The sequence below is a fragment of the Pseudomonas sp. PB105 genome, from assembly GCF_009764655.1.
Lineage (GTDB): Bacteria > Pseudomonadota > Gammaproteobacteria > Pseudomonadales > Pseudomonadaceae > Aquipseudomonas > Aquipseudomonas cyclaminis.
Genome location: NZ_RWIO01000006.1, coordinates 109,015 through 129,184, shown reverse-complemented (window position 1 = coordinate 129,184; position 20,170 = coordinate 109,015). Strand labels below are relative to the sequence as shown.

The window sequence follows — 20,170 nt, the reverse complement described above, 5'->3', positions numbered from 1 at the left end:
TAGGCTCGGTGTGCCCGAACGAAGGCTTGAATCCGTGGGCCGCCGCGATGGGCCATCCTTGGCCCAGCGCGGCTAACCCGGCGTCCTGCCGGGTTACCCACGGATTCAAGCCTGCGTTCGGCCAGCGTGTTTAACGGGGCGCCTAAGATCAAGATCAAGATCAAAAGCGCAGATCAAAAGAGCGCTGACTTCGTCAGCGACAAGGATGTAAGGGCCAGATCAAAAACAGAGCAGAGCAACCCGCTTTTGATCTAACCACTCTGGTTACTTTCGCGCTTTTCGAAAGTGACCCGCCGTAAGGGCGGAACCATAGGCAGCCGTTACCGCAGCAACGGATATGCCCCCAACATAATCCAATCCCCCCCCCTTTTCGCCCAGCGGGCTGCCGCTCCCTCCCGTTTGCCGTTATACTCGCCGGCTTTCAAAAGTTCGCCAACGAGTGCTGCCCGCTATGGAAATCAACCCGATCCTGAACACCATCAAGGACCTGTCCGAGCGCTCCGAAACTATTCGGGGGTATCTTTGACTACGATCAAAAGCATGAGCGTCTGACCGAAGTCAATCGCGAGCTTGAAGATCCGGCTGTCTGGAACAAACCCGAATACGCCCAGGAACTGGGCCGCGAGCGCGCCGCGCTGGCGCAGATCGTCGACACCCTCGACGAACTGAACACCGGTCTGGCCGATTGCCGTGACCTGCTGGACATGGCCGTCGAAGAAAACGACGAAGGCGCAGTGGGCGATGTCGTCGCCGAACTGGCCCGTCTAGAGGAAAACCTCGCCAAACTCGAATTCCGCCGCATGTTCAGCCATGAAATGGACCCGAACAACGCTTACCTGGACATCCAGGCCGGTTCCGGCGGCACCGAAGCCCAGGACTGGGCCAACATCCTGCTGCGCATGTACCTGCGCTGGGCCGACAAGCGCGGTTTCGACGCGACCATCATGGAACTGTCGGCCGGTGAAGTGGCGGGTATCAAGGGCGCGACCGTGCACATCAAGGGTGAATACGCCTTTGGCTGGTTGCGTACCGAAATCGGCGTGCACCGCCTGGTGCGCAAGAGCCCGTTCGACTCCGGCAACCGTCGCCACACCTCGTTCTCGGCGGTGTTCGTCTCGCCAGAGATCGACGACAAAGTGGAAATCGAGATCAACCCGGCCGACCTGCGCATCGACACCTACCGTTCATCCGGTGCCGGTGGCCAGCACGTAAACACCACCGACTCGGCCGTACGTATTACCCACGTACCGACCAACACTGTGGTCAGCTGCCAGAACGAACGTTCCCAGCACGCGAACAAGGACACCGCCATGAAAATGCTGCGGGCCAAGTTGTACGAGCAGGAAATGCAGAAGCGCAACGCCGCTTCCCAGGCGCTGGAAGACACCAAGTCGGATATCGGCTGGGGTCACCAGATCCGTTCGTACGTGCTCGATGCGTCGCGGATCAAGGATCTGCGCACCAACATCGAACGCAGCGACTGCGACAAGGTGCTCGACGGTGATATCGACGAATACCTGGAAGCCAGCCTGAAGTCCGGCCTCTAAAGAACCTGTAGGAGCGGGCTTGCCCGCGATCCTCAGCCGTAGGCTGAGGGCAACGAACCTGTGATGGAATTTCAAAAGACATGAGCGACCAACAACTCGACCCGCAAGCCCTGCTACAGGAAGAAAACTCCCTGATCGCCCTGCGCAAGGAAAAGCTTGCTGCCGAGCGCGCCAAGGGCAATGCCTTCCCCAACGACTTCCGCCGCGACAATTACTGCGATGCCTTGCAGAAACAGTACGCGGACAAGACCAAGGAAGAGCTGGCAGAGGCTGCGATCCCGGTCAAGGTGGCAGGTCGCATCATGCTCAACCGTGGCTCGTTCATGGTGATCCAGGACATGACCGGGCGCATCCAGGTTTACGTCAACCGCAAGACGCTGCCTGAAGAAACCCTGGCCTCGGTGAAAACCTGGGACATGGGCGATATCATCGCCGCCGAAGGCACCCTGGCCCGTTCCGGCAAGGGCGACCTGTACGTCGAGATGACCAGCGTGCGCCTGCTGACCAAGTCCCTGCGCCCACTGCCGGACAAGCACCACGGCCTGACCGACACCGAGCAGCGCTACCGCCAGCGCTACGTTGACCTGATCGTCAACGAAGAGGTGCGCCAGACCTTCCGTGTACGTTCCCAAGTCATCGCGCACATCCGCAGCTTCCTGATGCAGCGCGACTTCCTGGAAGTGGAAACGCCGATGCTGCAGACCATCCCCGGTGGTGCCGCAGCCAAGCCGTTCGAAACCCACCACAACGCGCTGGACCTGGAAATGTTCCTGCGCATTGCGCCTGAGCTGTACCTCAAGCGGCTGGTCGTCGGCGGTTTTGAAAAGGTGTTCGAGATCAACCGCAACTTCCGTAACGAAGGCGTCTCGACCCGTCACAACCCAGAATTCACCATGTTGGAGTTCTACCAGGCTTACGCCGACTACGAAGACAACATGGACCTGACCGAAGAACTGTTCCGCGAACTGGCACAGTTGGTCCTGGGCAGCACCGACGTGCCGTACGGCGACAAGGTCTTCCACTTCGGCGAGCCGTTTGTGCGCCTGTCGGTGTTCGACTCGATCCTCAAGTACAACCCTGAGCTGACCGCCGACGACCTCAACGACATCGACAAGGCCCGTGCCATTGCCAAGAAAGCCGGCGCCAAGGTGCTGGGTTTTGAAGGCCTGGGCAAATTGCAGGTGATGATTTTCGAGGAACTGGTCGAGCACAAGCTGGAACAGCCACACTTCATTACCCAATACCCGTTCGAAGTGTCGCCGCTGGCCCGTCGCAACGACGACAACCCGAACGTCACCGACCGTTTCGAGCTGTTCATCGGCGGCCGCGAAATCGCCAACGCCTACTCCGAGCTTAACGACGCGCAAGACCAGGCCGAGCGTTTCATGGCCCAGGTGGCCGACAAGGACGCTGGCGACGACGAAGCCATGCACTACGACGCCGACTTCGTGCGCGCCCTGGAATACGGCATGCCGCCAACCGCCGGCGAAGGCATCGGCATCGACCGTCTGGTGATGTTGTTGACCAACTCGCCGTCGATCCGCGACGTGATCCTGTTCCCGCATATGCGGCCAGAAGTGTAAACGTAGCGAAATCCGAAGCCGCCTTTTATAAGGCGGCTTTTTTATGTGGCGTTTTTAAGCGTCAAGCAAACAGCGCCAGGGTTTGATCTATTCAAGGATGTGAGTCGTGAACCGCGTAATCGCACAAGAAGGCGCCGCCGGCATTGCTGCTGCCGTGGCTGAAAGCGTCCAGTACCAGGGCCGTAAGGCCAGTCGTCGGGGCAGCGAGCAACGCAGGCAAGACATTCTCGATGCGGCCATGCGCATCGTGGTGCGCGAAGGCGTGCGTGCCGTGCGCCATCGGGCGGTGGCGGCGGAGGCGGGTGTGCCGCTGTCGGCCACCACCTACTATTTCAAAGACATCGATGACCTGCTCACCGATACCTTCGCCCAGTACGTCGAACGCAGCGCCGCCTTCATGGGCAAGCTGTGGGTGCGTAACGAAGGCCTGTTGCGCGAGATGGTCGCCTACGGGGATGGCAGCCCGGAGTCGCGCTCACAGCTGGCCGATGACATCGCGCGCCTGACCGCCGATTATGTGCAGCGCCAACTGATCAACCGCCGCGAATACCTGATGGCGGAACAGGCGTTCCGCCAGGAGGCGCTGCTGAACCCGCGCCTGGCCGAACTGGTGCGCTCCCACCAGCAGATTTTGTTGCAGGGCACCGGGCAGTTTTTCCAGGTTCTGGGCTCCCGCGAACCGCAGCAGGACGCCAAGGTGTTGACGGCGATTATCAGTCGGATGGAATATCAGGGCCTGTTGGGCGGCGCAGAGCCTCTGACCGGTGAAGAGATGCTTGAGATCCTCAAGCGTTACATGCATTTGGTGTTGGCCTCGGTCTGACACCGGAGGGTGTCTGATGAAAACCTGGCGCAGCGCAGTAATCGCCTTGTCGTTCCTGCTCCTCAGTGGTTGCCTGGTGACCTTCAAGGAGCCGCTGGCAACCCGTGAAGCGGCGCCGGATGAGTTGCTGGGCCAATGGTCCAGCAAAAATGCCTGGGGCGAGCCGCTCAACCTGCACATCACGCGGGCCGGTGAGCACCGTTACAAAGCCGTGAGCTACCCTAAGGCCACGCCGGAGCAGCGCGACGAGTACCTGTTCAGCGTGTCGCGCCATGGCAACCGCTGGTACCTGTCGGCGCCGTTGCCTACAGAGCTCGGTGGGAATTTTATCCTGGCCGGCTTCGAATTCGACGAAAAGCACGAATTGGTGGTCTACAACCTGGATCTGGACCAGATCCACCAGGCCATCGGCCAACAGGCGTTGCGTGGTCATACGGTAGAAACCGTCGAAGGCGACGGCGTGTTGGTGGATAGCCCCATGGACCAGGTGTTTGCCTACCTGGACAACCCGGCCAATGCCGATGTGTTCGTTGAAGCCGTGCGCTACCGGCGTGCGGGCAAATAACGTTTAAAGAAGGAAGCACCCGGTGGACGATTACCAGCAGACGATACGCACCTTGTCCGATCGCATTGTGCTGGCGCAAACACCGATTCGCGTCCTCGACGCCGTGAAGTGGGACGACAACATTCGCCAGGGATTCCTCAAGGCCAAGGGCAAGGCAATGCCTGCCGTGGACCGCGACTATTACCTGAACCGACCGCTGTCGTTCGATTCCAGCGCAGTGAAGCTGGAATTCCAGAACATTGAGCGTGATATCACCCGGCGGCTCGGCCAGTTCAGCCCGGTGGGGCAGATCATGCGTCGCATGTGCCGTGAGTACCGCATGGTGGTGCGTATGCTCGAAGCACGCGGCACCGAGGACTTCGGCCTGATTTCCCAGGAATTGTACGGCGCTGCCTCCGATGCGTTTCATGCTGGCGACCCGACTCTGGCCGACCTGGGGCTGATGCTCTCTGACTACCTGAACAATATCGATGGCCGTGGCGACCTCAAGGACGAAGCCAAGACCCTCACCGCCAAGGACGCCGTCGCCCTGCTGCAAACCCGCTTGAACAAGGTGTTCGGCGAGGCGGAAGAGACCATCCGCGTGTTCGAGTCCGACGGCATCGTCGCCGACGCGGCGGCGGGGGCCGACTACATCAAGATCCGCGCCGATGCAATGTTCAACAATCGCGACGTACGCGCCCTGGAAGTGCATGAAGGCCTGGTGCACGTCGGCACCACCCTCAACGGCCAGAACCAGCCGATCTGCACCTTCCTGTCCAAGGGCCCGCCGTCGTCCACTGTGACCCAGGAAGGCCTGGCCATTCTGATGGAGATCATCACGTTTGCCTCATACCCCAGTCGCCTGCGCAAACTGACCAACCGCACCCGCGCCATCCACATGGTGGAAGAGGGCGCCGACTTCCTGCAGGTGTTCGAGTTCTTCCGCGAGCAAGGCTTTGAAATGGCCGAAAGCTATGGCAACGCCAGCCGTGTATTCCGTGGCTCGGTGCCCAATGGCCTGCCGTTTACCAAGGATTTGTCCTACCTCAAGGGCTTTATCATGGTCTACAACTACATCCAGCTGGCCGTGCGCAAAGGCAAGCTGGAGCAAGTGCCGCTGCTGTTCTGCGGCAAGACCACCCTGGAAGACATGCGGACCCTGCGCCAACTGGTGGATGAAGGACTGGTGGTGCCACCCAAGTACCTGCCGGAGCAGTTCCGCGACATGAACGCGCTGGCCGCGTGGATGTGCTTCTCCAACTTCCTCAACCATCTGAGCCTGGATCGGATCGAAGCGGATTACTCCAATATCCTTTAAACACGTTTATTCACGAGGCTTCATCGGATGAGAATCCTCGGCATTCTGTGCCTGCTACTCACCTTGAACGGCTGCAGCTCGCTGCTGTTCTACCCCGAGCCCGGCCTGCCCTTTACCCCGGAAAAGGCCCGTCTGGCGTACCGCGACGTCACCCTCACCACCGCTGATGGCGTGAAGCTGCACGCGTGGTGGCTGCCGGCCAAGGTTGGCGTGCCTGTCAAAGGCACGGTGCTGCACCTGCACGGCAATGGCGGCAATCTGGCCTGGCACCTCGGCGGCAGTTGGTGGTTGCCGGAGCAGGGCTATCAAGTGCTGCTGGTGGACTATCGCGGATATGGTTTGTCCGAAGGCAAACCGTCGTTGCCGGCGATCTATGAGGATGTGGATGCGGCGTTCCGTTGGATCGACACGGCCCCGGAAACCCAAGGCCAGCCGCTGATTGTCCTCGGTCAGAGCCTGGGCGGTGCGCTGGCGGTGCACTATCTGGCGGCGCATCCTGAGCGTCAGGCCAGGCTCAAAGCGCTGGTACTGGATGGCGTGCCCGCCAGTTATCGTGACGTAGGACAATTCGCCCTCAGCACCTCTTGGCTAACATGGCCGTTCCAGGTGCCTTTGTCCTGGCTGGTGCCCGACGCCGACAGCGCAATCAACGCCATGCCGCAACTGACCGGCGTACCCAAACTACTGTTCCACAGCCTGGATGACCCGATCGTGCCGCTGTCCAATGGCATCCGCCTGTACCAGGCCGCGCCAGCGCCGAGGGTGTTGCAGTTGACCCGGGGCGGCCATGTGCAGACCTTTGCCGACAAGACCTGGCAAACCGTGATGCTGCGCTACCTGGACGACCCGCAGCACTTCAACGGCCTGCGCCGCCTGGGCGAAATTGCGAACTACCCCATTCCTAAAGTTGACTCATCAGAGAGCCCGCAATGAGCGAAGAACGCAACATGATCCCGCTGATTCTCACCGGTATCGGCACCATCATCGGCACCGTCGGCTGCCTGTGGTACTACGGCTACCTGCACTTCGCCAAACCGGAAGATGCGTTACTGCTCAGTGACTTCACCATGCTCAAGACCGTACCCGGCGAGGACTACAAAATCTCGCTGACCCCGGCGGCCCAGGTGGCGCAGTGCGTCGATGGCGTGCTGGTGATGTTCGATACCGAGCAAAAAGGCTTGAGCGGCGTGCTGGTGAATAACAAGAAACAGGCCGTGCGCTGCATGGGGCAGGAAACGCCGCAACTGCAGCAGTAGCAGGTTCGTCATTCCAAATAGCCGGACATATCTGGAACCGTTTTTCGTAAGGTGCCACTGACTAGCCTGTCAGTACGACTGGCAAATAACTTATGAATATGGACTCTGGAGTGTAAACGTGAGTGGCATTAGTGCTATAGGCAAGATGTTGGGAATGGCAAGGGGCCAGGAAAGCCTGGGGCGAGATGGTGCTGAAGGCGCTGGTCATCAAAACGATAAAGTAGACCCGGAGCTGCTCAAGAAGCTGCTCGAAATGCTCTCCGGCGGCGCCGGTGGCGCTCAGGGCGGTGGCGGATCAGGTTCATCTGGTGGTTCGGGTGGTCAGCCTGACCCTGATCAGATCAGGAAGATGATGAGTGGGCGCCAAGGGATGGAGGCGATGATGCCGGACAGTGATAACGGTCGTCAGGTCCAGGTCTGACAGGCACAAAAAACCCACCGTCAGGTGGGTTTTTTTTCAGCATCGGTTAATCAGTTCGCCATCGACGAACGTGGTTTGACCGGCTGGTTGTCGTTGGAGATGGTCACTTCAACGCGGCGGTTCATGGCACGGCCCGACACGCTGCCGTTATCGGCAACCGGGTATTCCTTGCCGTAACCGGTGGTCACGATGCGGCGTGGATCAACACCCATCTTGATCAGTGCAACCTGTACCGAAGCAGCACGACGCTCCGACAGGCTCTGGTTGTAGGCATCGGCGCCGGTGCTGTCGGTGTAACCCTCGACGATCACCTGGCGATCCGGGTTTTCCTGGAGGAACTGCGCCAGCTTGTTGATGTTGACCAGACCGCTGGATTTCAGGTCGGCCTTGTTGGTCGCAAACAGCACATCACCGAAGGTCACCAAGGTGCCGCGATCAGTCTGCTTGGCGTTCAGGCTGTCTTGCAGTTGCTTGATCTGTGCATCACGGGCGTCCAGCAGGGCGCGGGCACGTTCGTCGCCGGCATTTTTCAGCTTGGCTTCGGATTCGCGCAGCACGATGGTGTCCTTGGCCACCTCAACGCGCTGGTTGGTCAGGTAAGCCAACTGGTCGACCTTCTTCTCGTCTTCCTTGTCACGGTAGGCCTTGTCAGCCTTGTCCAGCCAATCTTGCGCGTCCTTGGTTTCCAGGGCCGCTACTTTGGTGGCGTTAGGGTTGGCCTGCAGGGCCGAGAAATTGGTCCGAGCGTTTTCCAGGTTTGCGTTCGGCGGGGTGGAGCAAGCTGCCAGGGCAACGCTCATCGCCAGCAGGGCAGGGATCATCAATTGTTTACGCATAGTCGTGTCGTCCTTTCAATTCGATATCAGGTGCGATGCAGTCAGGGGCGGCGGCTTATTTCTGCTGGATAGCAGCCGGGCGCATGCCTTCCTTACGCAGCTCGTCAACAGCCTTCTGAGAATCCTTCACAGCCTGGTCAGCCTTGGCGGCCTGAGCTTTACGCTCTGCAACGCGAGCGTCCCATTCAGCTTGTTCAGACAGGCGACGGGCTTCGTCGTAGTTTTTGTCGTGCATCGCGATTTCGGCTTGCTTGAGCTTGTCCTGGGCCGACTTCATTTCTACGGCCGCGTACTCGGTGCCGCCGGCGCTGACAGCGCTGTTCACCGCAGATTGTGTAACGGCGTACTGTTCAGTCGGAGGGTTGCCGGCGCAGCCAGCCAGAACGAAGCTGGTGCCGATTGCCAGCGCGGCCAATTTAAGCCCGCGCAGGTGGTTAAACGAGGATTTGGCAGTGCTGGTCTTCATCGTCTTCAACTCCATTGGATAACTCCTGAAAAACTTCAACATCCATCGTAGGTGGTCAGCTGTGGCGGGCTCTGCGGTTAAGCGCGGGGCACCTATTCAAACGGCTGTTCCAAGTGATGGCTTACTGGCTGTGACCGGCGGCTTTTTTGAATAGTTCAGAGAAGATGGCGATTTGCCTAAAAAAATAACTGACTGAATGGTCAGCGTAAAAAATTGGAACTTTTGCTGCACGCAGAAGTACACCGGGCCTTAGGGAGGCCCGGTGTACAAGGGTTAGCAAGGGGGTTTCAGTGCTTGGGTTCGTCGGCACTGGCCGACAAGTCATGCAGATGGCGCCGAGACAGCGTGAGAAAACGTGGCGTCGGGCCGACGTCTTCATACAGCGGGTCGCCCTCTTCATCAGTGGCGATGACGTGCTGCCCCTTGATGTAGGGAAAGCTGGCTTCCAGCTCCTCAAGGGCGGCGCCGATCAGCTCGCCGAGCAGTTCTTCGGTATTGCGCTTGGGGTACATCTCGGCGATGGCCGCCAACCGAGCGGCGGCCTCGACATCCAGATGGATGGCGTACTCGGTCTTGGTCAAGCGACCCTTGGCGTTCTCTTCCCAATGCTGGGCCAGTTCTCGAATTTTCATGGCAACCTCAATAAAGCCTGGGATGGCAGGCGGTGATGAGTGACCAGTCGCGCGCATGGATAACGCGGCGGCTCACAGTTGAGACTAGCTGCAAGCGGCAAGGTTTAAAGTCTTGTCATAAAACGATGCTGACGGCACTCTGGCAGGCCTGCGCGTCCCGGATTTCTGGCTGGAGATTGGCTGATGAGTGATATCGATGCACGCTTGCGTGAGGATGTTCACCTGCTGGGTGAACTGCTGGGCAACACGATTCGAGAGCAGTACGGCGATGATTTCCTCGACAAGATCGAGCAGATCCGCAAAGGCGCCAAGGCCGATCGTCGCGGCGCTGGCGATGAGCTGAGTACCAGCCTCAACCAATTGCAGGAAGACGAACTGCTGCCCGTAGCCCGGGCCTTCAACCAGTTCCTCAACCTGGCCAATATCGCCGAGCAGTACCAATTGATTCACCGGCGCGATGAGTCGCAGCCGGCGCCTTTCGAATCGCGCGTACTACCGGAGTTGCTGGCCCGCCTGCAAAGCGAAGGTCACAGCAACGAATCCCTGGCCCGCCAACTGGGGCGCCTGGAGATTGACCTGGTCCTCACGGCCCACCCCACCGAAGTGGCGCGCCGCACCCTGATCCAGAAATACGATGCCATCGCCGCGCAACTGGCGCTGCAGGATCACCGCGACCTCACTACCGCCGAGCGCGAGCAGATCCGCCAACGCTTGCAACGATTGATTGCCGAAGCCTGGCACACCGAAGAAATCCGCCGCACCCGACCCACGCCGGTGGATGAAGCCAAGTGGGGCTTTGCGGTGATTGAGCATTCGCTGTGGCACGCCATCCCCAATTACTTGCGCAAGGCTGATCAGGCCTTGCACGCTGCCACGGGCCTGCGCCTGCCGCTGGAAGCCGCGCCGATTCGGTTTGCCTCCTGGATGGGCGGCGACCGCGACGGCAACCCGAACGTCACTGCGCCGGTCACCCGCGAAGTGCTATTGCTCGCGCGCTGGATGGCCGCCGATCTGTATTTGCGCGATATCGATCATTTGGCCTCCGAGCTGTCGATGCAACGCGCCAGCCCGGCATTGCAGGCCAAAGTGGGCGACAGTGTCGAACCCTACCGCGCCGTGCTCAAGCAACTGCGCGAACGCCTGCGCGCCACACGCCAGTGGGCGCACACCGCGTTGAGCAGCAACACGCCGGCACCGGCCGAGGTGTTGCAGAACAACCGCGATCTGCTGGAGCCGCTGGAACTGTGCTATCAGTCGCTGCATGAGTGCGGCATGGGCGTGATCGCCGACGGCCCGCTGCTCGATTGCCTGCGCCGGGCCGTCACCTTTGGCCTGTTCCTGGTGCGGCTGGATGTGCGCCAGGACTCCAGTCGCCATTCGGCGGCCATGACCGAAATCACCGATTACCTGGGCCTGGGCCGTTACGAAGAGTGGGACGAAGACGCACGCATCAGCTTTCTGATGAAGGAACTGGCCAACCGTCGACCGCTGCTGCCGAGCTATTTCAAACCATCGGCGGACACGGCCGAAGTGCTCAACACCTGTAAGGAAGTGGCCGCCGCGCCCGCTGCATCGCTGGGCTCGTATGTCATATCCATGGCCGGAGCTGCGTCGGACGTGCTCGCCGTGCAATTGTTGCTTAAAGAGTCGGGCGTTCAGCGGCCGATGCGCGTGGTGCCGCTGTTCGAAACCCTGGCCGACCTGGACAACGCCGGCCCGGTGATCGAGCAACTGTTGCTGCTGCCGGGCTACCGTGCGCGCTTGCAGGGCCCGCAGGAAGTGATGATCGGCTACTCCGACTCGGCCAAGGACGCCGGCACCACCGCAGCCGCCTGGGCGCAATACCGCGCCCAGGAACGGTTGGTCGATATCTGCCGTGAGCAGCAGGTGGAATTGCTGTTGTTCCATGGTCGCGGTGGCACCGTCGGCCGTGGCGGCGGCCCGGCCCACGCGGCGATCCTGTCGCAGCCGCCGGGTTCGGTGGCTGGGCGTTTCCGTACCACTGAACAGGGCGAGATGATCCGCTTCAAGTTCGGCCTGCCGGACATTGCCGAGCAGAACCTCAACCTGTACCTGGCCGCCGTGTTGGAAGCGACGCTGCTGCCACCGCCTCCACCCGAGCCGGCCTGGCGCCACTTGATGGACGAATTGGCTGCCGATGGTGTCAGTGCTTACCGTGCCGTGGTGCGGGAAAATCCGCAATTCGTCGAGTATTTTCGCCAATCCACCCCCGAGCAGGAGCTTGGCCGTTTACCGCTGGGCAGTCGTCCGGCCAAGCGCCGCGCCGGTGGTATAGAAAGCCTGCGCGCCATCCCCTGGATCTTCGGCTGGACCCAGACCCGCCTGATGCTGCCGGCGTGGTTGGGCTGGGAAGCCGCGTTGAGCAAGGCCCTGGAGCGCGGCGAGGGCGAACTGCTGGGACAGATGCGTGAGCAATGGCCGTTCTTCCGTACCCGCATTGATATGCTGGAAATGGTGCTGGCCAAGGCAGATGCCGATATCGCGCGCCTGTATGACGAGCGCCTGGTCCAGCCGGATCTGTTGCCATTGGGTGTGCACTTGCGCGACCTATTGTCGCAGGCCTGTGGCGTGGTGCTTGGCCTGACTGGCCAGTCGCAACTGCTGGCCCATAGCCCTGACACCCTGGAGTTCATCCGCCTGCGCAACACCTACCTCGACCCCTTGCACCTGTTGCAGGCTGAGTTGCTGGCACGCTCGCGCCAGCAGGAAGCGGCGCAGGACAGCCCTCTGGAACAAGCGCTGCTGGTGTCCGTGGCCGGTATTGCCGCCGGTTTACGTAATACCGGCTGAGGTTTTTTGCGTGTTCTCAACGGCTTGCAGATAAACCACGACGACCGCCCGGAACCGGGCGGTCGGCGTTTACAGGGCCGGGTTGCACTCAGGCACACCCTACCTATGACGCATGCCGGGCGCGGTTCCTGCGACTTTTGGCGGCTTGTGTGGTTAAGGCCTGCTGTGTATCTTGATCAGCCTTTGGCCGTTTGGGCGGCCCGAATCCTATTGCTACGAGCCACACTTCTACGAGATTTGCCCCAACGCGGTGAATCCGAGCGTCATCTCTATATAAAAATTGAGGAGCACATCAATGCGCGTCATTCTGCTGGGAGCTCCCGGGGCCGGTAAAGGTACTCAGGCAAAGTTCATCACTGAAAAATTCGGCATTCCACAAATCTCCACCGGCGACATGCTGCGTGCGGCCGTCAAGGCCGGCACCGAGCTGGGCCTGATCGCCAAGAGCGTGATGGACAGCGGCGGCCTGGTTTCCGATGACCTGATCATCAACCTGGTGAAGGAACGCATCAGCCAGGACGACTGCAAGAACGGTTTTCTGTTCGACGGCTTCCCACGCACCATTCCCCAGGCTGAAGCCCTGGTGAAGGCCGGCGTTGAGCTGGACGCAGTGGTCGAAATCGCCGTTGAAGACGAAGAAATCGTCCAGCGTATCGCCGGTCGTCGCGTTCACGAAGGCTCGGGCCGCGTGTACCACGTCGTCTACAACCCGCCGAAGGTTGAAGGCAAGGACGATGTCACCGGTGAAGACCTGGTGCAGCGTAAAGACGACACTGAAGAAACCGTGCGTCATCGCCTGTCGGTCTACCACTCGCAGACCAAGCCGCTGGTGGACTTCTACCAGAAGCTGTCCGCTGCCCAGGGCAAGCCGAAGTACAGCCACATCCCTGGCGTTGGCTCGGTAGAAGCCATCACTGCCAAGGTGCTGCAAGCACTGAGCTGATCCTTCGATCGGCTTGCGACACAACGGCCCGCTTGCGGGCCGTTGTTGTTTATACTGGCGCACTTTTTTTCGACTTGGACACCCACACCGATGAGCACCCTGCTGGCCCTGGACACCGCGACTGAAGCTTGCTCCGTTGCCTTGCTGCACAATGGCACCGTTACGAGCCACTACGAGGTGATCCCGCGCCTGCACGCGCAGAAGCTGTTACCGATGATCAAGCAACTGCTGGACGAGGCGGGCACCACCCTGGCCGCCGTCGATGCCATCGCCTTTGGCCGCGGTCCGGGTGCATTTACTGGTGTGCGGATCGCCATTGGCGTTGTGCAAGGCCTGGCATTTGCGCTGGATCGCCCGGTCCTGCCGGTGTCCAACCTTGCCGTCCTGGCTCAGCGCGCATGGCGTGAGCACGGTGCTTCGCAGGTGGCAGCGGCCATTGATGCGCGGATGGATGAGGTGTACTGGGGCTGCTACCGCGAAACGGCTGGCGAAATGCGCCTGGTGGGTGTTGAGGCTGTGCAGCCACCGGAGTCGTCGGTCTTGCCGGACGATGCCAGCGGCGATTGGTTCGGTGCCGGCACTGGCTGGGGTTATGGCGAGCGTATCGGCGTTCGGTTGGTTGGCCAGGACGCCGCCATGTTGCCTCACGCCGAAGACTTGTTGAGCCTTGCGCGTTTTGCTTTCGAGCGCGGTGAGGCAATTGCTGCCGATCTGGCTGCACCGGTTTATCTGCGCGATAAAGTGGCACAAACCAAAGCAGAACGCGGGATCGCGTGACATCAAAAGTGGTGGCAATTTGATGCAATCCGGCGCCAATCGTCAGAATTTGCCCCTGCTTTTAAACCTTTTTCAAATTATGTGTTCTAGTTATCACCAGAGCATTTGCGCGCTACGTATTGCGCCACTAAAATGCCATCACCGATACCGAGTTCGCATCGATGCGTATAGACGGCTTTTCCTCACAGTCCTACCCAATCAAGCGCAAGCCGCGTAAGGCAAACGTCACGGTAGACGAGTCCGTCGAAGACTCACCGGACTTCATCGAAGTCCAGCCCGATGCACAGCCCAACTCCCAGGCACGCATCAGCGGCCTTCCGGCCCGCCAACAAGATATGGTCTTCCCGCGCTCCATGAGCAAAAGCGTTGCCACCGCCCTGGCCAGCTACCTGACCACCGCCGGCTTTGTCGAATGGGATATGGAAGTGCTGGGCCTCGACATCCACATCTGATGCGCCTGCCTTACTACCTCGGTTGCCCGTCCTGGAGTGAAAACGCCTGGCGCGAGTACCTGTATCCCGCCGATGCGCGTTCCAGCGACTATCTGGCCCTCTATTCCCAAGTCTTCAACGCCGTTGAAGGCAACACTACTTTTTATGCCCGACCTTCCGTCGCTACCGTGCAGCGCTGGGCTGAAATCATGCCTGACGATTTTCGCTTCACCGCCAAATTCCCCGGTGATATCAGCCATGGCGGCGACTTGCGTGAGCAATTGCCTGCGGCCGAAAGTTTTGTCGGGCTGATGAGCCCGCTCGGCGAGCGGGTTTCGCCGTTGTGGTTGCAACTGTCGGCGAGTTTCTCGCCGCAGCGCCTGGCGGAACTGGCCGGTTTTATTGATGGCCTGGAACGCCCGTTGGCCGTTGAAGTGCGTCATCCGGAGTTCTTCGCCAAGGGCGATGCCGAGCGCATGCTCAACCGCCTGTTGCGTGATCGGGGCGTCGAACGTATCTGCCTCGATCCGCGTGCGTTGTTCAGTTGCACGTCCACCTCGGCAGCGGTGTTGCATGCCCAATCCAAAAAGCCCAAGGTACCACCGCGCCCGGCAGCGCTGACCCAGTTTCCCCAGGTGCGCTTTATCGGCCATCCGGAGCTTGAGGCCAACGACCCGTTCCTGGGCCCATGGGTGGAAAAAGTTGCCGGCTGGATCGAAGAGGGCCGCACGCCCTATGTGTTTCTGCACACCTCGGACAACCGCCTCGCCGCACAACTGGCCCTGCGCTTCCACGACCAGTTGATGGCACGCCTGCCCGGCCTGCCTGCGCTGCCAACGCTGGATCGGCAACCCGAAGCCGAACAACTGGGGTTACTCTAGGGCTCCTTTTCCCGCCAGGAGTCAGTCATGGATGCCCAAACCCGACGCGCCGAAACCTTCAAGGCCTTGCACGAGCGTGACCGCGCCTTCGTGATGCCCAACCCTTGGGACGCGGGCTCCGCCGTGATGCTCGCCAGCCTCGGCTTTGAAGCCCTCGCCACCACCAGTGCGGGTTATGCGTTCAGCCTGGGGCGCCCGGATGCGGAAGGCGCGCTGTCCCTGGAAGACACCTTGCTCAATGCCGCCATGATCGCCAAGGCCACCGCACTGCCGGTGGCGGCCGACCTGGAAAACGGCTTCAGCGACACCCCCGAAGGCTGTGCCCGGACCATTCTGCGCGCGGCTGCGAGCGGCATCGTCGGCGGCTCCATCGAAGATGCCACGGGCATCGCGGCTGACCCGATCTATGCCTTCGACCTCTCCGTCGAACGTGTGCGAGCCGCCGTCGCCGCCGCGCGCAGTCTGCCATTCCCTTTCACTTTGACGGCCCGTGCGGAAAACTTCCTGCATGGTCGCCTGGATTTACCAGACACCATTCGCCGCCTGCAAGCCTACGCCGAAGCAGGTGCCGACGTGCTGTATGCGCCGGCCCTGCGCAGCGCCGAGGAGGTGTTGGCGGTGGTCAAGGCCGTGGCGCCAAAACCGGTGAATGTGTTGATGTCCGGTGGGCTGAAACTCAGCGTGGCGCAACTGAGCGCGATGGGGGTCAAGCGCATCAGTGTGGGATCGGCCATGGCGCTGGCGGCCTATGGTCAGTTCTACCGGGCGGCCCAGGAAGTCTATGAACTCGGCACCTTTACCTTCACCGAACGCTCGATGCCCTTCAGCCAAGCCAATCAGTTCTTCAAGGACTAAGCGGTGCGTTTTTTCAAAGTACTGGCCGTGTTACTGCTGCTCGGCGGCGCGATTGGCGTGGGCGTATGGCGAGGCTGGGTACCGCTGCCCGCTGAATGGAACCCCTGGGCGCCGCTGGATGTGCGCGCCAGCCCTAACCTGTTGACCCGCTACAAGCTGGGGCGTTTGCAGGAGGATCCGGCGTTGTGCGACCAAGTGCTGAAAACCTCCGGCCTGCGCGTCAGCCATCAGGCCGACACGCCCGCCGACGCCGCTTGCCCTTTGCGCAATACCTTGCGCGTGCAGGGCGCCGACGTGGCCTTGAGCAGCAGCTTTCTCGCCAGTTGCCCGTTGGCGGTGGCGTTCGCGCTGTTTGAGCGTCACAGCCTGCAACCGGCGGCGCAGGCGGTGTTCGGCCAGGCGGTCACGCGGGTCGATCATCTGGGCAGCTTCGCCTGTCGCAATATCTATGGTCGTGCCGAGGGGCGCCTCAGTCAGCATGCGTCTGCCAATGCTTTGGATATCGCCGGGTTTCGGCTGGCGGATGGGCGCAGTATCAGCGTGCTCAAGGATTGGCCGGGGGAGGGCGACAGCGCACGGTTTTTGCGTCAGGTGCGCGATAGCGCCTGTGATGATTTCAACGTGGTGTTGAGCCCGGACTACAATGCCGCGCACCGCAACCACTTCCATCTGGACATGGGGCGCTGGTGGGTCTGTCGCTGAGGCTCAGGCGGCCAGGCGCAGGTTGTTGGCGATCAATGGGCGTGCCCAGTAGTAGTCGAAGTCCAGGGCCTTTTGCTGGGCCACCAGCTCTTCAGTCGGGTACGGCGTGGCGGGCGGCGGCAGCAGGTCCAGTTCGAACTCGGCAATCGGCAAATGCAGTGGGCGAGGTTGCGGCGCCGGGCTTGGCTCGGGCAGTGGTTGGCCTGCGGTGAGCACGATGGGGCGTACCCAGCCGCTTTCGAAGTTCTGCTGGCGTTGCTGGGCGACGATTTCGTCGTCCGGGAACGGCGTCGCAGCCGGTGGCAGCAACTCGGTTTCGAATTCCGCGATCGGCAGGAACAGTGGCTCAGGCGGAGCGATTTCGGTGTCTTTCACGTCGCACTCACGCTGCGTGAGGATCTGCGACAGCAGGTCGGCGCCTTCGTGAGGTTCTACCGCTGGGTCCACCGGTGCTGGCGCCTGCACGGCGAGCGCGCCCGGCGTATCGCCAAGCTGCTCGGCCAGCGCACGGGCGAAGAAGTCCTGCCACACATGACTCACCCCGGCCAGCGCTTGAGTATTGCGCAGGCCGTAGTGGTTGTGGGTCGGCAGTACACCGATGGTTAGGGGGAGAATGTCTGACATTTTTCTCGGTCGACGCTCAGCTCTGGCAAAATACCTGACTGTTATTTTTATCGGCCGTTGTTTGCCGATCCTTAATATTTTTGAGCGTAGTGATTGATGAGCGAACAACCAGCGGCCAGCCGCATTCAGGTCGAGGCCTTGGGCGAAGGTTTCAAGGCCCGCGCCGAGCAATGGGCAGCGCTGCTTGGCTTGCCTTTACAGCTCGCCGACGCGGACTTTTCCCTGCAAGTTGGCGAGCATGGCCTACAGCTGCAACAGCTCGGGCCTGACGCGCCAGGGCCGGTGCGGGTGGACTTTGTTGAAGGCGGTGCGGCCCATCGTCGGCTCTACGGTGGCGGCAGCGGGCAGATGATTGCCAAAGCCGTAGGCGTTGCCCAAGGCGTGCGCCCACGGGTGCTGGACGCCACGGCCGGTCTGGGCAAGGACGCGTTTGTGCTGGCCAGCCTGGGTTGCCAGATGAGCCTGATCGAGCGCCAACCGTTGATCGGTGCCTTGCTCGAAGATGGCCTGGCGCGCGGTGCAGAGGATTTTGAGGTGGCGCCGATCGTGGCGCGCATGAAGCTGCTCAAGGGCAACTCCATCGACGTGATGCTCAACTGGGAAGGCGAGCCGCCGCAGGTGATCTACCTCGACCCGATGTTTCCTCACCGTGAGAAAACCGCCTTGGTGAAGAAGGAAATGCGCCTGTTCCGCCCGCTGGTAGGCGATGACCCGGACGCACCGGCCTTGTTGGCCGCCGCTCTGGCCCTGGCCAGCCACCGTGTAGTGGTCAAGCGCCCGCGCAAGGCGCCGTGCATCGAAGGGCCAAAGCCGAGCCATGCGCTGGATGGCAAGTCCAGCCGGTATGACATCTATCCCAAAAAAGCGCTCAAGCCCTGATGTTCAAGGCCTGTAAGCCCGCATAAACAACCCCACCACCTCCTGCACATGGGCTTCGGCGGCGGTTTCACTCAGTTGCCCGCCGCAGCCATACAGCAGGCAAAAATTTGCGGTGCCCTTGAGCAGGCAGAAGAAGTGCTCGGCTGCGGTAAACGGTTTATCGATGCTCAGGGCGCCACTCTGGTCGATTTTGCTGAGCAAGCGTTCCATGCCCTGGAGCATGCGCATCGGTCCGGCGTCGAAGAAAATCCGGGAGAGTTTCACGTCCTGATTGCCGGTGGTCATCATCAGGCGGTGCAGGTTTACCGACTCCTCGCTGTTGATCAGCCGATGGAACCCCCGCGCGATATTCAGCAACACAGTCTCGACCGGCATGCCCTCAGGCAGCTCGAAGTACATCACCGGCAACTGCTCCTCGCACGTCGCCACCACGGCGGCGGTGAACAAGGTCTCTTTGTCGGTGAAGTGGCTGTAGACGGTCAGTTTAGACACGCCCGCCTCAAGGGCCACGGCATCCATGCTGGTACTGGCATAACCATTCCCCAAAAACAGGGTTTTCGCTGCCTGGAGAATTGCCTGGCGTTTTGCCATGTCCTTGGGACGCCCGGGGCTATTGGTGTTAACGCGATTGTCGGACATTTTCACCTTTAATACTGGACTGGTGAGTTTGGTATTAATAACATACTGGCCAGTATAATTATTCCTAGCTTCATTTGCGAAAGGTCCTTCAGCATGCGCAGCACTTTCCTGCCCTTTGCGTTGCCTGTCAGTCTGGTCTTCCTGTTGGCCGCCTGCGGCCATGAAGAACCGGCCCAGATCACCGTCCGCCCAGCGATGGTGGTGCAACCGCAACCGTCGGCCCAGTCGATGGACAGCTACCCCGGCGAAGTAAGGGCTCGCTACGAGCCGGACCTGGCCTTTCGCATCGGTGGCAAAGTCAGTAAACGCCTGGTGGAAGAGGGGGAGCGGGTCAAAGCCAACCAACCGTTGGCGGAACTCGACCCTCAGGATGTACGCCTGCAATTGGAGGCCACCCGCGCCCAGGTCGCCGCCGCCGAGGCCAATCTGAGCCTGGTCCGTGCTGAGCGCGACCGTTACAAGACCCTGATGGACCGTCAGATGGTCAGTCGTTCCCAGTACGATAATTCCGAAAACCTCTACCGATCCGGCGAAGCGCGCCTTAAGCAGATCAAGGCCGAATTCGATGTGGCCAGCAACCAGGCCGGTTACGCCGTGCTCCGTGCCCCCCAGGACGGGGTCGTTGCCAAGCGTGCGGTGGAAGTCGGCCAAGTGGTGTCGGCTGGCCAAACCGTGTTCACACTGGCCACCGATGGCGAGCGTGAAGTGCTCATCAGCCTGCCCGAACAGGGCTTTGGTCGCTTCAAGGTCGGCCAGCCGGTAGCTGTGGAGTTGTGGAGCCAGCCCGATCAGCGGTTTACCGGACGCATTCGTGAACTGTCCCCGGCGGCCGATCCAAAATCACGCACTTTTGCCGCCCGCGTGGCGTTTACCGCAGGCAAAGTCCCGGCGGAACTTGGCCAGAGTGCCCGCGTATTCATTCAGGCCGATGGCGTTGTTGCGCTGTCGGTGCCGCTGTCTGCCCTCAGTGCAGAGAATGGGGCGTCCTACGTCTGGCGTGTGGAGCCGGACAATACCCTCAAGCGCACGCCGGTGCGCATCGGTGCCTTCGGCGAAAAAACCGTACCGGTGCTGGAAGGCTTGACGCCCACCGATTGGGTGATCGCCGCGGGCGTGCATGTGCTCCACGAGGGCCAGCAAGTGCGCCCTGTGGATCGCTCCAACCGTGTCGTGAATCTGGCGGCCAAGGAGTAGTCCCC

The 20,170-nt window shown here is 60.9% G+C and carries 22 protein-coding genes; 17 read left to right on the top strand and 5 right to left on the bottom strand.

Annotated elements, in window-relative coordinates:
- Positions 1 to 451: 451 nt before the first annotated feature.
- The 8 genes from prfB (at position 452) to EJD88_RS01260 (ending at position 7,495) form a co-directional block, all read left to right on the top strand.
- Positions 452 to 1,547 (top strand): peptide chain release factor 2 gene (gene prfB / locus EJD88_RS01295; protein WP_095943132.1). Its coding sequence is split into 2 segments (ribosomal slippage): positions 452 to 523 and positions 525 to 1,547, totalling 1,095 coding nucleotides; the frame shifts between segments, so codons are not numbered across the junction.
- 80 nt (positions 1,548 to 1,627) lie between these two features.
- Complete coding sequence (lysS, locus tag EJD88_RS01290; protein ID WP_099583395.1) at positions 1,628 to 3,130, top strand: lysine--tRNA ligase; 1,503 nt, start codon at positions 1,628 to 1,630, stop codon at positions 3,128 to 3,130.
- A gap of 106 nt (positions 3,131 to 3,236) precedes the next feature.
- On the top strand, positions 3,237 to 3,953 hold the full coding sequence (locus tag EJD88_RS01285) for a TetR/AcrR family transcriptional regulator (RefSeq protein ID WP_099583394.1): 717 nt from the start codon (positions 3,237 to 3,239) through the stop codon (positions 3,951 to 3,953).
- 16 nt (positions 3,954 to 3,969) lie between these two features.
- Entirely contained in the window at positions 3,970 to 4,518 is a 549-nt protein-coding gene (locus EJD88_RS01280) for a hypothetical protein (RefSeq protein WP_112193825.1), read from the top strand.
- Positions 4,519 to 4,540: 22 nt separating this feature from the next.
- The gene (locus EJD88_RS01275; protein WP_099583392.1) at positions 4,541 to 5,818 is read left to right on the top strand and encodes a flavohemoglobin expression-modulating QEGLA motif protein; all 1,278 of its coding nucleotides are present in this window, start codon (positions 4,541 to 4,543) and stop codon (positions 5,816 to 5,818) included.
- A 27-nt stretch (positions 5,819 to 5,845) separates the two neighbouring features.
- On the top strand, positions 5,846 to 6,751 hold the full coding sequence (locus EJD88_RS01270; RefSeq protein WP_112193827.1) for an alpha/beta hydrolase: 906 nt from the start codon (positions 5,846 to 5,848) through the stop codon (positions 6,749 to 6,751).
- Positions 6,748 to 7,074: a hypothetical protein gene (locus EJD88_RS01265; RefSeq protein WP_003172217.1), complete on the top strand. Its 327-nt coding sequence runs from the start codon at positions 6,748 to 6,750 to the stop codon at positions 7,072 to 7,074. Before EJD88_RS01270 ends, EJD88_RS01265 begins: the two co-directional genes overlap by 4 nt.
- A gap of 118 nt (positions 7,075 to 7,192) precedes the next feature.
- Positions 7,193 to 7,495 carry a hypothetical protein gene (locus EJD88_RS01260; RefSeq protein ID WP_256592798.1) on the top strand — a complete coding sequence of 101 codons (303 nt, stop codon included), beginning with the start codon at positions 7,193 to 7,195 and terminating at the stop codon, positions 7,493 to 7,495.
- Positions 7,496 to 7,545: 50 nt separating this feature from the next.
- Here the strand turns inward: EJD88_RS01260 and EJD88_RS01255 are convergent, their stop codons facing one another.
- The 3 genes from EJD88_RS01255 to EJD88_RS01245 form a co-directional block, all read right to left on the bottom strand.
- Positions 7,546 to 8,331 (bottom strand): OmpA family protein, encoded by a 786-nt coding sequence (locus EJD88_RS01255; protein ID WP_099583390.1) that lies wholly within the window; start codon positions 8,329 to 8,331, stop codon positions 7,546 to 7,548.
- A 55-nt stretch (positions 8,332 to 8,386) separates the two neighbouring features.
- Positions 8,387 to 8,812: a DUF4398 domain-containing protein gene (locus EJD88_RS01250; protein ID WP_099583389.1), complete on the bottom strand. Its 426-nt coding sequence runs from the start codon at positions 8,810 to 8,812 to the stop codon at positions 8,387 to 8,389.
- Positions 8,813 to 9,084: 272 nt separating this feature from the next.
- Positions 9,085 to 9,429 carry a pilin assembly protein gene (locus tag EJD88_RS01245; RefSeq protein ID WP_099583388.1) on the bottom strand — a complete coding sequence of 115 codons (345 nt, stop codon included), beginning with the start codon at positions 9,427 to 9,429 and terminating at the stop codon, positions 9,085 to 9,087.
- A gap of 183 nt (positions 9,430 to 9,612) precedes the next feature.
- Between EJD88_RS01245 and ppc the strand changes: the two genes are divergently transcribed.
- The 7 genes from ppc (at position 9,613) to EJD88_RS01210 (ending at position 16,829) form a co-directional block, all read left to right on the top strand.
- Positions 9,613 to 12,240, top strand: a complete 2,628-nt coding sequence (ppc, locus tag EJD88_RS01240) for a phosphoenolpyruvate carboxylase (RefSeq protein WP_112193830.1) — start codon at positions 9,613 to 9,615, stop codon at positions 12,238 to 12,240.
- 295 nt (positions 12,241 to 12,535) lie between these two features.
- Positions 12,536 to 13,183, top strand: coding sequence for an adenylate kinase (adk, locus tag EJD88_RS01235; protein WP_057021888.1), 648 nt, complete (start codon positions 12,536 to 12,538; stop codon positions 13,181 to 13,183).
- A 90-nt stretch (positions 13,184 to 13,273) separates the two neighbouring features.
- A complete protein-coding gene (tsaB, locus tag EJD88_RS01230) occupies positions 13,274 to 13,960 on the top strand; it encodes a tRNA (adenosine(37)-N6)-threonylcarbamoyltransferase complex dimerization subunit type 1 TsaB (RefSeq protein WP_112193832.1) in 687 nt (228 codons plus the stop codon).
- A gap of 161 nt (positions 13,961 to 14,121) precedes the next feature.
- The gene (locus tag EJD88_RS01225) at positions 14,122 to 14,412 is read left to right on the top strand and encodes a hypothetical protein (RefSeq protein ID WP_099583385.1); all 291 of its coding nucleotides are present in this window, start codon (positions 14,122 to 14,124) and stop codon (positions 14,410 to 14,412) included.
- On the top strand, positions 14,412 to 15,272 hold the full coding sequence (locus EJD88_RS01220) for a DUF72 domain-containing protein (RefSeq protein ID WP_158876326.1): 861 nt from the start codon (positions 14,412 to 14,414) through the stop codon (positions 15,270 to 15,272). The genes EJD88_RS01225 and EJD88_RS01220 overlap by 1 nt, the downstream gene beginning before the upstream one ends.
- Positions 15,273 to 15,299: 27 nt before the next feature.
- Positions 15,300 to 16,127, top strand: a complete 828-nt coding sequence (locus EJD88_RS01215; protein WP_158876324.1) for an oxaloacetate decarboxylase — start codon at positions 15,300 to 15,302, stop codon at positions 16,125 to 16,127.
- A 3-nt stretch (positions 16,128 to 16,130) separates the two neighbouring features.
- Entirely contained in the window at positions 16,131 to 16,829 is a 699-nt protein-coding gene (locus EJD88_RS01210) for an extensin family protein (RefSeq protein ID WP_099583382.1), read from the top strand.
- A 3-nt stretch (positions 16,830 to 16,832) separates the two neighbouring features.
- Here EJD88_RS01210 and EJD88_RS01205 read toward each other — a convergent pair whose 3' ends face one another.
- Complete coding sequence (locus EJD88_RS01205) at positions 16,833 to 17,453, bottom strand: energy transducer TonB (protein WP_112193837.1); 621 nt, start codon at positions 17,451 to 17,453, stop codon at positions 16,833 to 16,835.
- 96 nt (positions 17,454 to 17,549) lie between these two features.
- On the opposite strand from EJD88_RS01205, the gene EJD88_RS01200 reads away from it, so the two are divergent.
- Positions 17,550 to 18,332, top strand: a complete 783-nt coding sequence (locus EJD88_RS01200; protein ID WP_158876322.1) for a class I SAM-dependent methyltransferase — start codon at positions 17,550 to 17,552, stop codon at positions 18,330 to 18,332.
- A 3-nt stretch (positions 18,333 to 18,335) separates the two neighbouring features.
- Here EJD88_RS01200 and EJD88_RS01195 read toward each other — a convergent pair whose 3' ends face one another.
- The gene (locus EJD88_RS01195; protein WP_099583379.1) at positions 18,336 to 18,971 is read right to left on the bottom strand and encodes a TetR/AcrR family transcriptional regulator; all 636 of its coding nucleotides are present in this window, start codon (positions 18,969 to 18,971) and stop codon (positions 18,336 to 18,338) included.
- Between the two features lie 93 nt (positions 18,972 to 19,064).
- Between EJD88_RS01195 and EJD88_RS01190 the strand changes: the two genes are divergently transcribed.
- Positions 19,065 to 20,165 carry an efflux RND transporter periplasmic adaptor subunit gene (locus EJD88_RS01190; protein ID WP_158876320.1) on the top strand — a complete coding sequence of 367 codons (1,101 nt, stop codon included), beginning with the start codon at positions 19,065 to 19,067 and terminating at the stop codon, positions 20,163 to 20,165.
- The last annotated feature ends 5 nt before the right edge of the window (positions 20,166 to 20,170 follow it).

Bases quoted from the DNA above. Each gene is read 5' to 3' on its own strand.
- lysS (WP_099583395.1), top strand. From the start codon at position 1,628: ATGAGCGACCAACAACTCGACCCGCAAGCCCTGCTACAGGAAGAAAAC.
- EJD88_RS01280 (WP_112193825.1), top strand. From the start codon at position 3,970: ATGAAAACCTGGCGCAGCGCAGTAATCGCCTTGTCGTTCCTGCTCCTC.
- EJD88_RS01270 (WP_112193827.1), top strand. From the start codon at position 5,846: ATGAGAATCCTCGGCATTCTGTGCCTGCTACTCACCTTGAACGGCTGC.
- EJD88_RS01265 (WP_003172217.1), top strand. From the start codon at position 6,748: ATGAGCGAAGAACGCAACATGATCCCGCTGATTCTCACCGGTATCGGC.
- EJD88_RS01255 (WP_099583390.1), bottom strand. From the start codon at position 8,331: ATGCGTAAACAATTGATGATCCCTGCCCTGCTGGCGATGAGCGTTGCC.
- EJD88_RS01250 (WP_099583389.1), bottom strand. From the start codon at position 8,812: ATGGAGTTGAAGACGATGAAGACCAGCACTGCCAAATCCTCGTTTAAC.
- EJD88_RS01245 (WP_099583388.1), bottom strand. From the start codon at position 9,429: ATGAAAATTCGAGAACTGGCCCAGCATTGGGAAGAGAACGCCAAGGGT.
- ppc (WP_112193830.1), top strand. From the start codon at position 9,613: ATGAGTGATATCGATGCACGCTTGCGTGAGGATGTTCACCTGCTGGGT.
- adk (WP_057021888.1), top strand. From the start codon at position 12,536: ATGCGCGTCATTCTGCTGGGAGCTCCCGGGGCCGGTAAAGGTACTCAG.
- tsaB (WP_112193832.1), top strand. From the start codon at position 13,274: ATGAGCACCCTGCTGGCCCTGGACACCGCGACTGAAGCTTGCTCCGTT.
- EJD88_RS01225 (WP_099583385.1), top strand. From the start codon at position 14,122: ATGCGTATAGACGGCTTTTCCTCACAGTCCTACCCAATCAAGCGCAAG.
- EJD88_RS01220 (WP_158876326.1), top strand. From the start codon at position 14,412: ATGCGCCTGCCTTACTACCTCGGTTGCCCGTCCTGGAGTGAAAACGCC.
- EJD88_RS01215 (WP_158876324.1), top strand. From the start codon at position 15,300: ATGGATGCCCAAACCCGACGCGCCGAAACCTTCAAGGCCTTGCACGAG.
- EJD88_RS01205 (WP_112193837.1), bottom strand. From the start codon at position 17,453: ATGTCAGACATTCTCCCCCTAACCATCGGTGTACTGCCGACCCACAAC.
- EJD88_RS01200 (WP_158876322.1), top strand. From the start codon at position 17,550: ATGAGCGAACAACCAGCGGCCAGCCGCATTCAGGTCGAGGCCTTGGGC.
- EJD88_RS01195 (WP_099583379.1), bottom strand. From the start codon at position 18,971: ATGTCCGACAATCGCGTTAACACCAATAGCCCCGGGCGTCCCAAGGAC.
- EJD88_RS01190 (WP_158876320.1), top strand. From the start codon at position 19,065: ATGCGCAGCACTTTCCTGCCCTTTGCGTTGCCTGTCAGTCTGGTCTTC.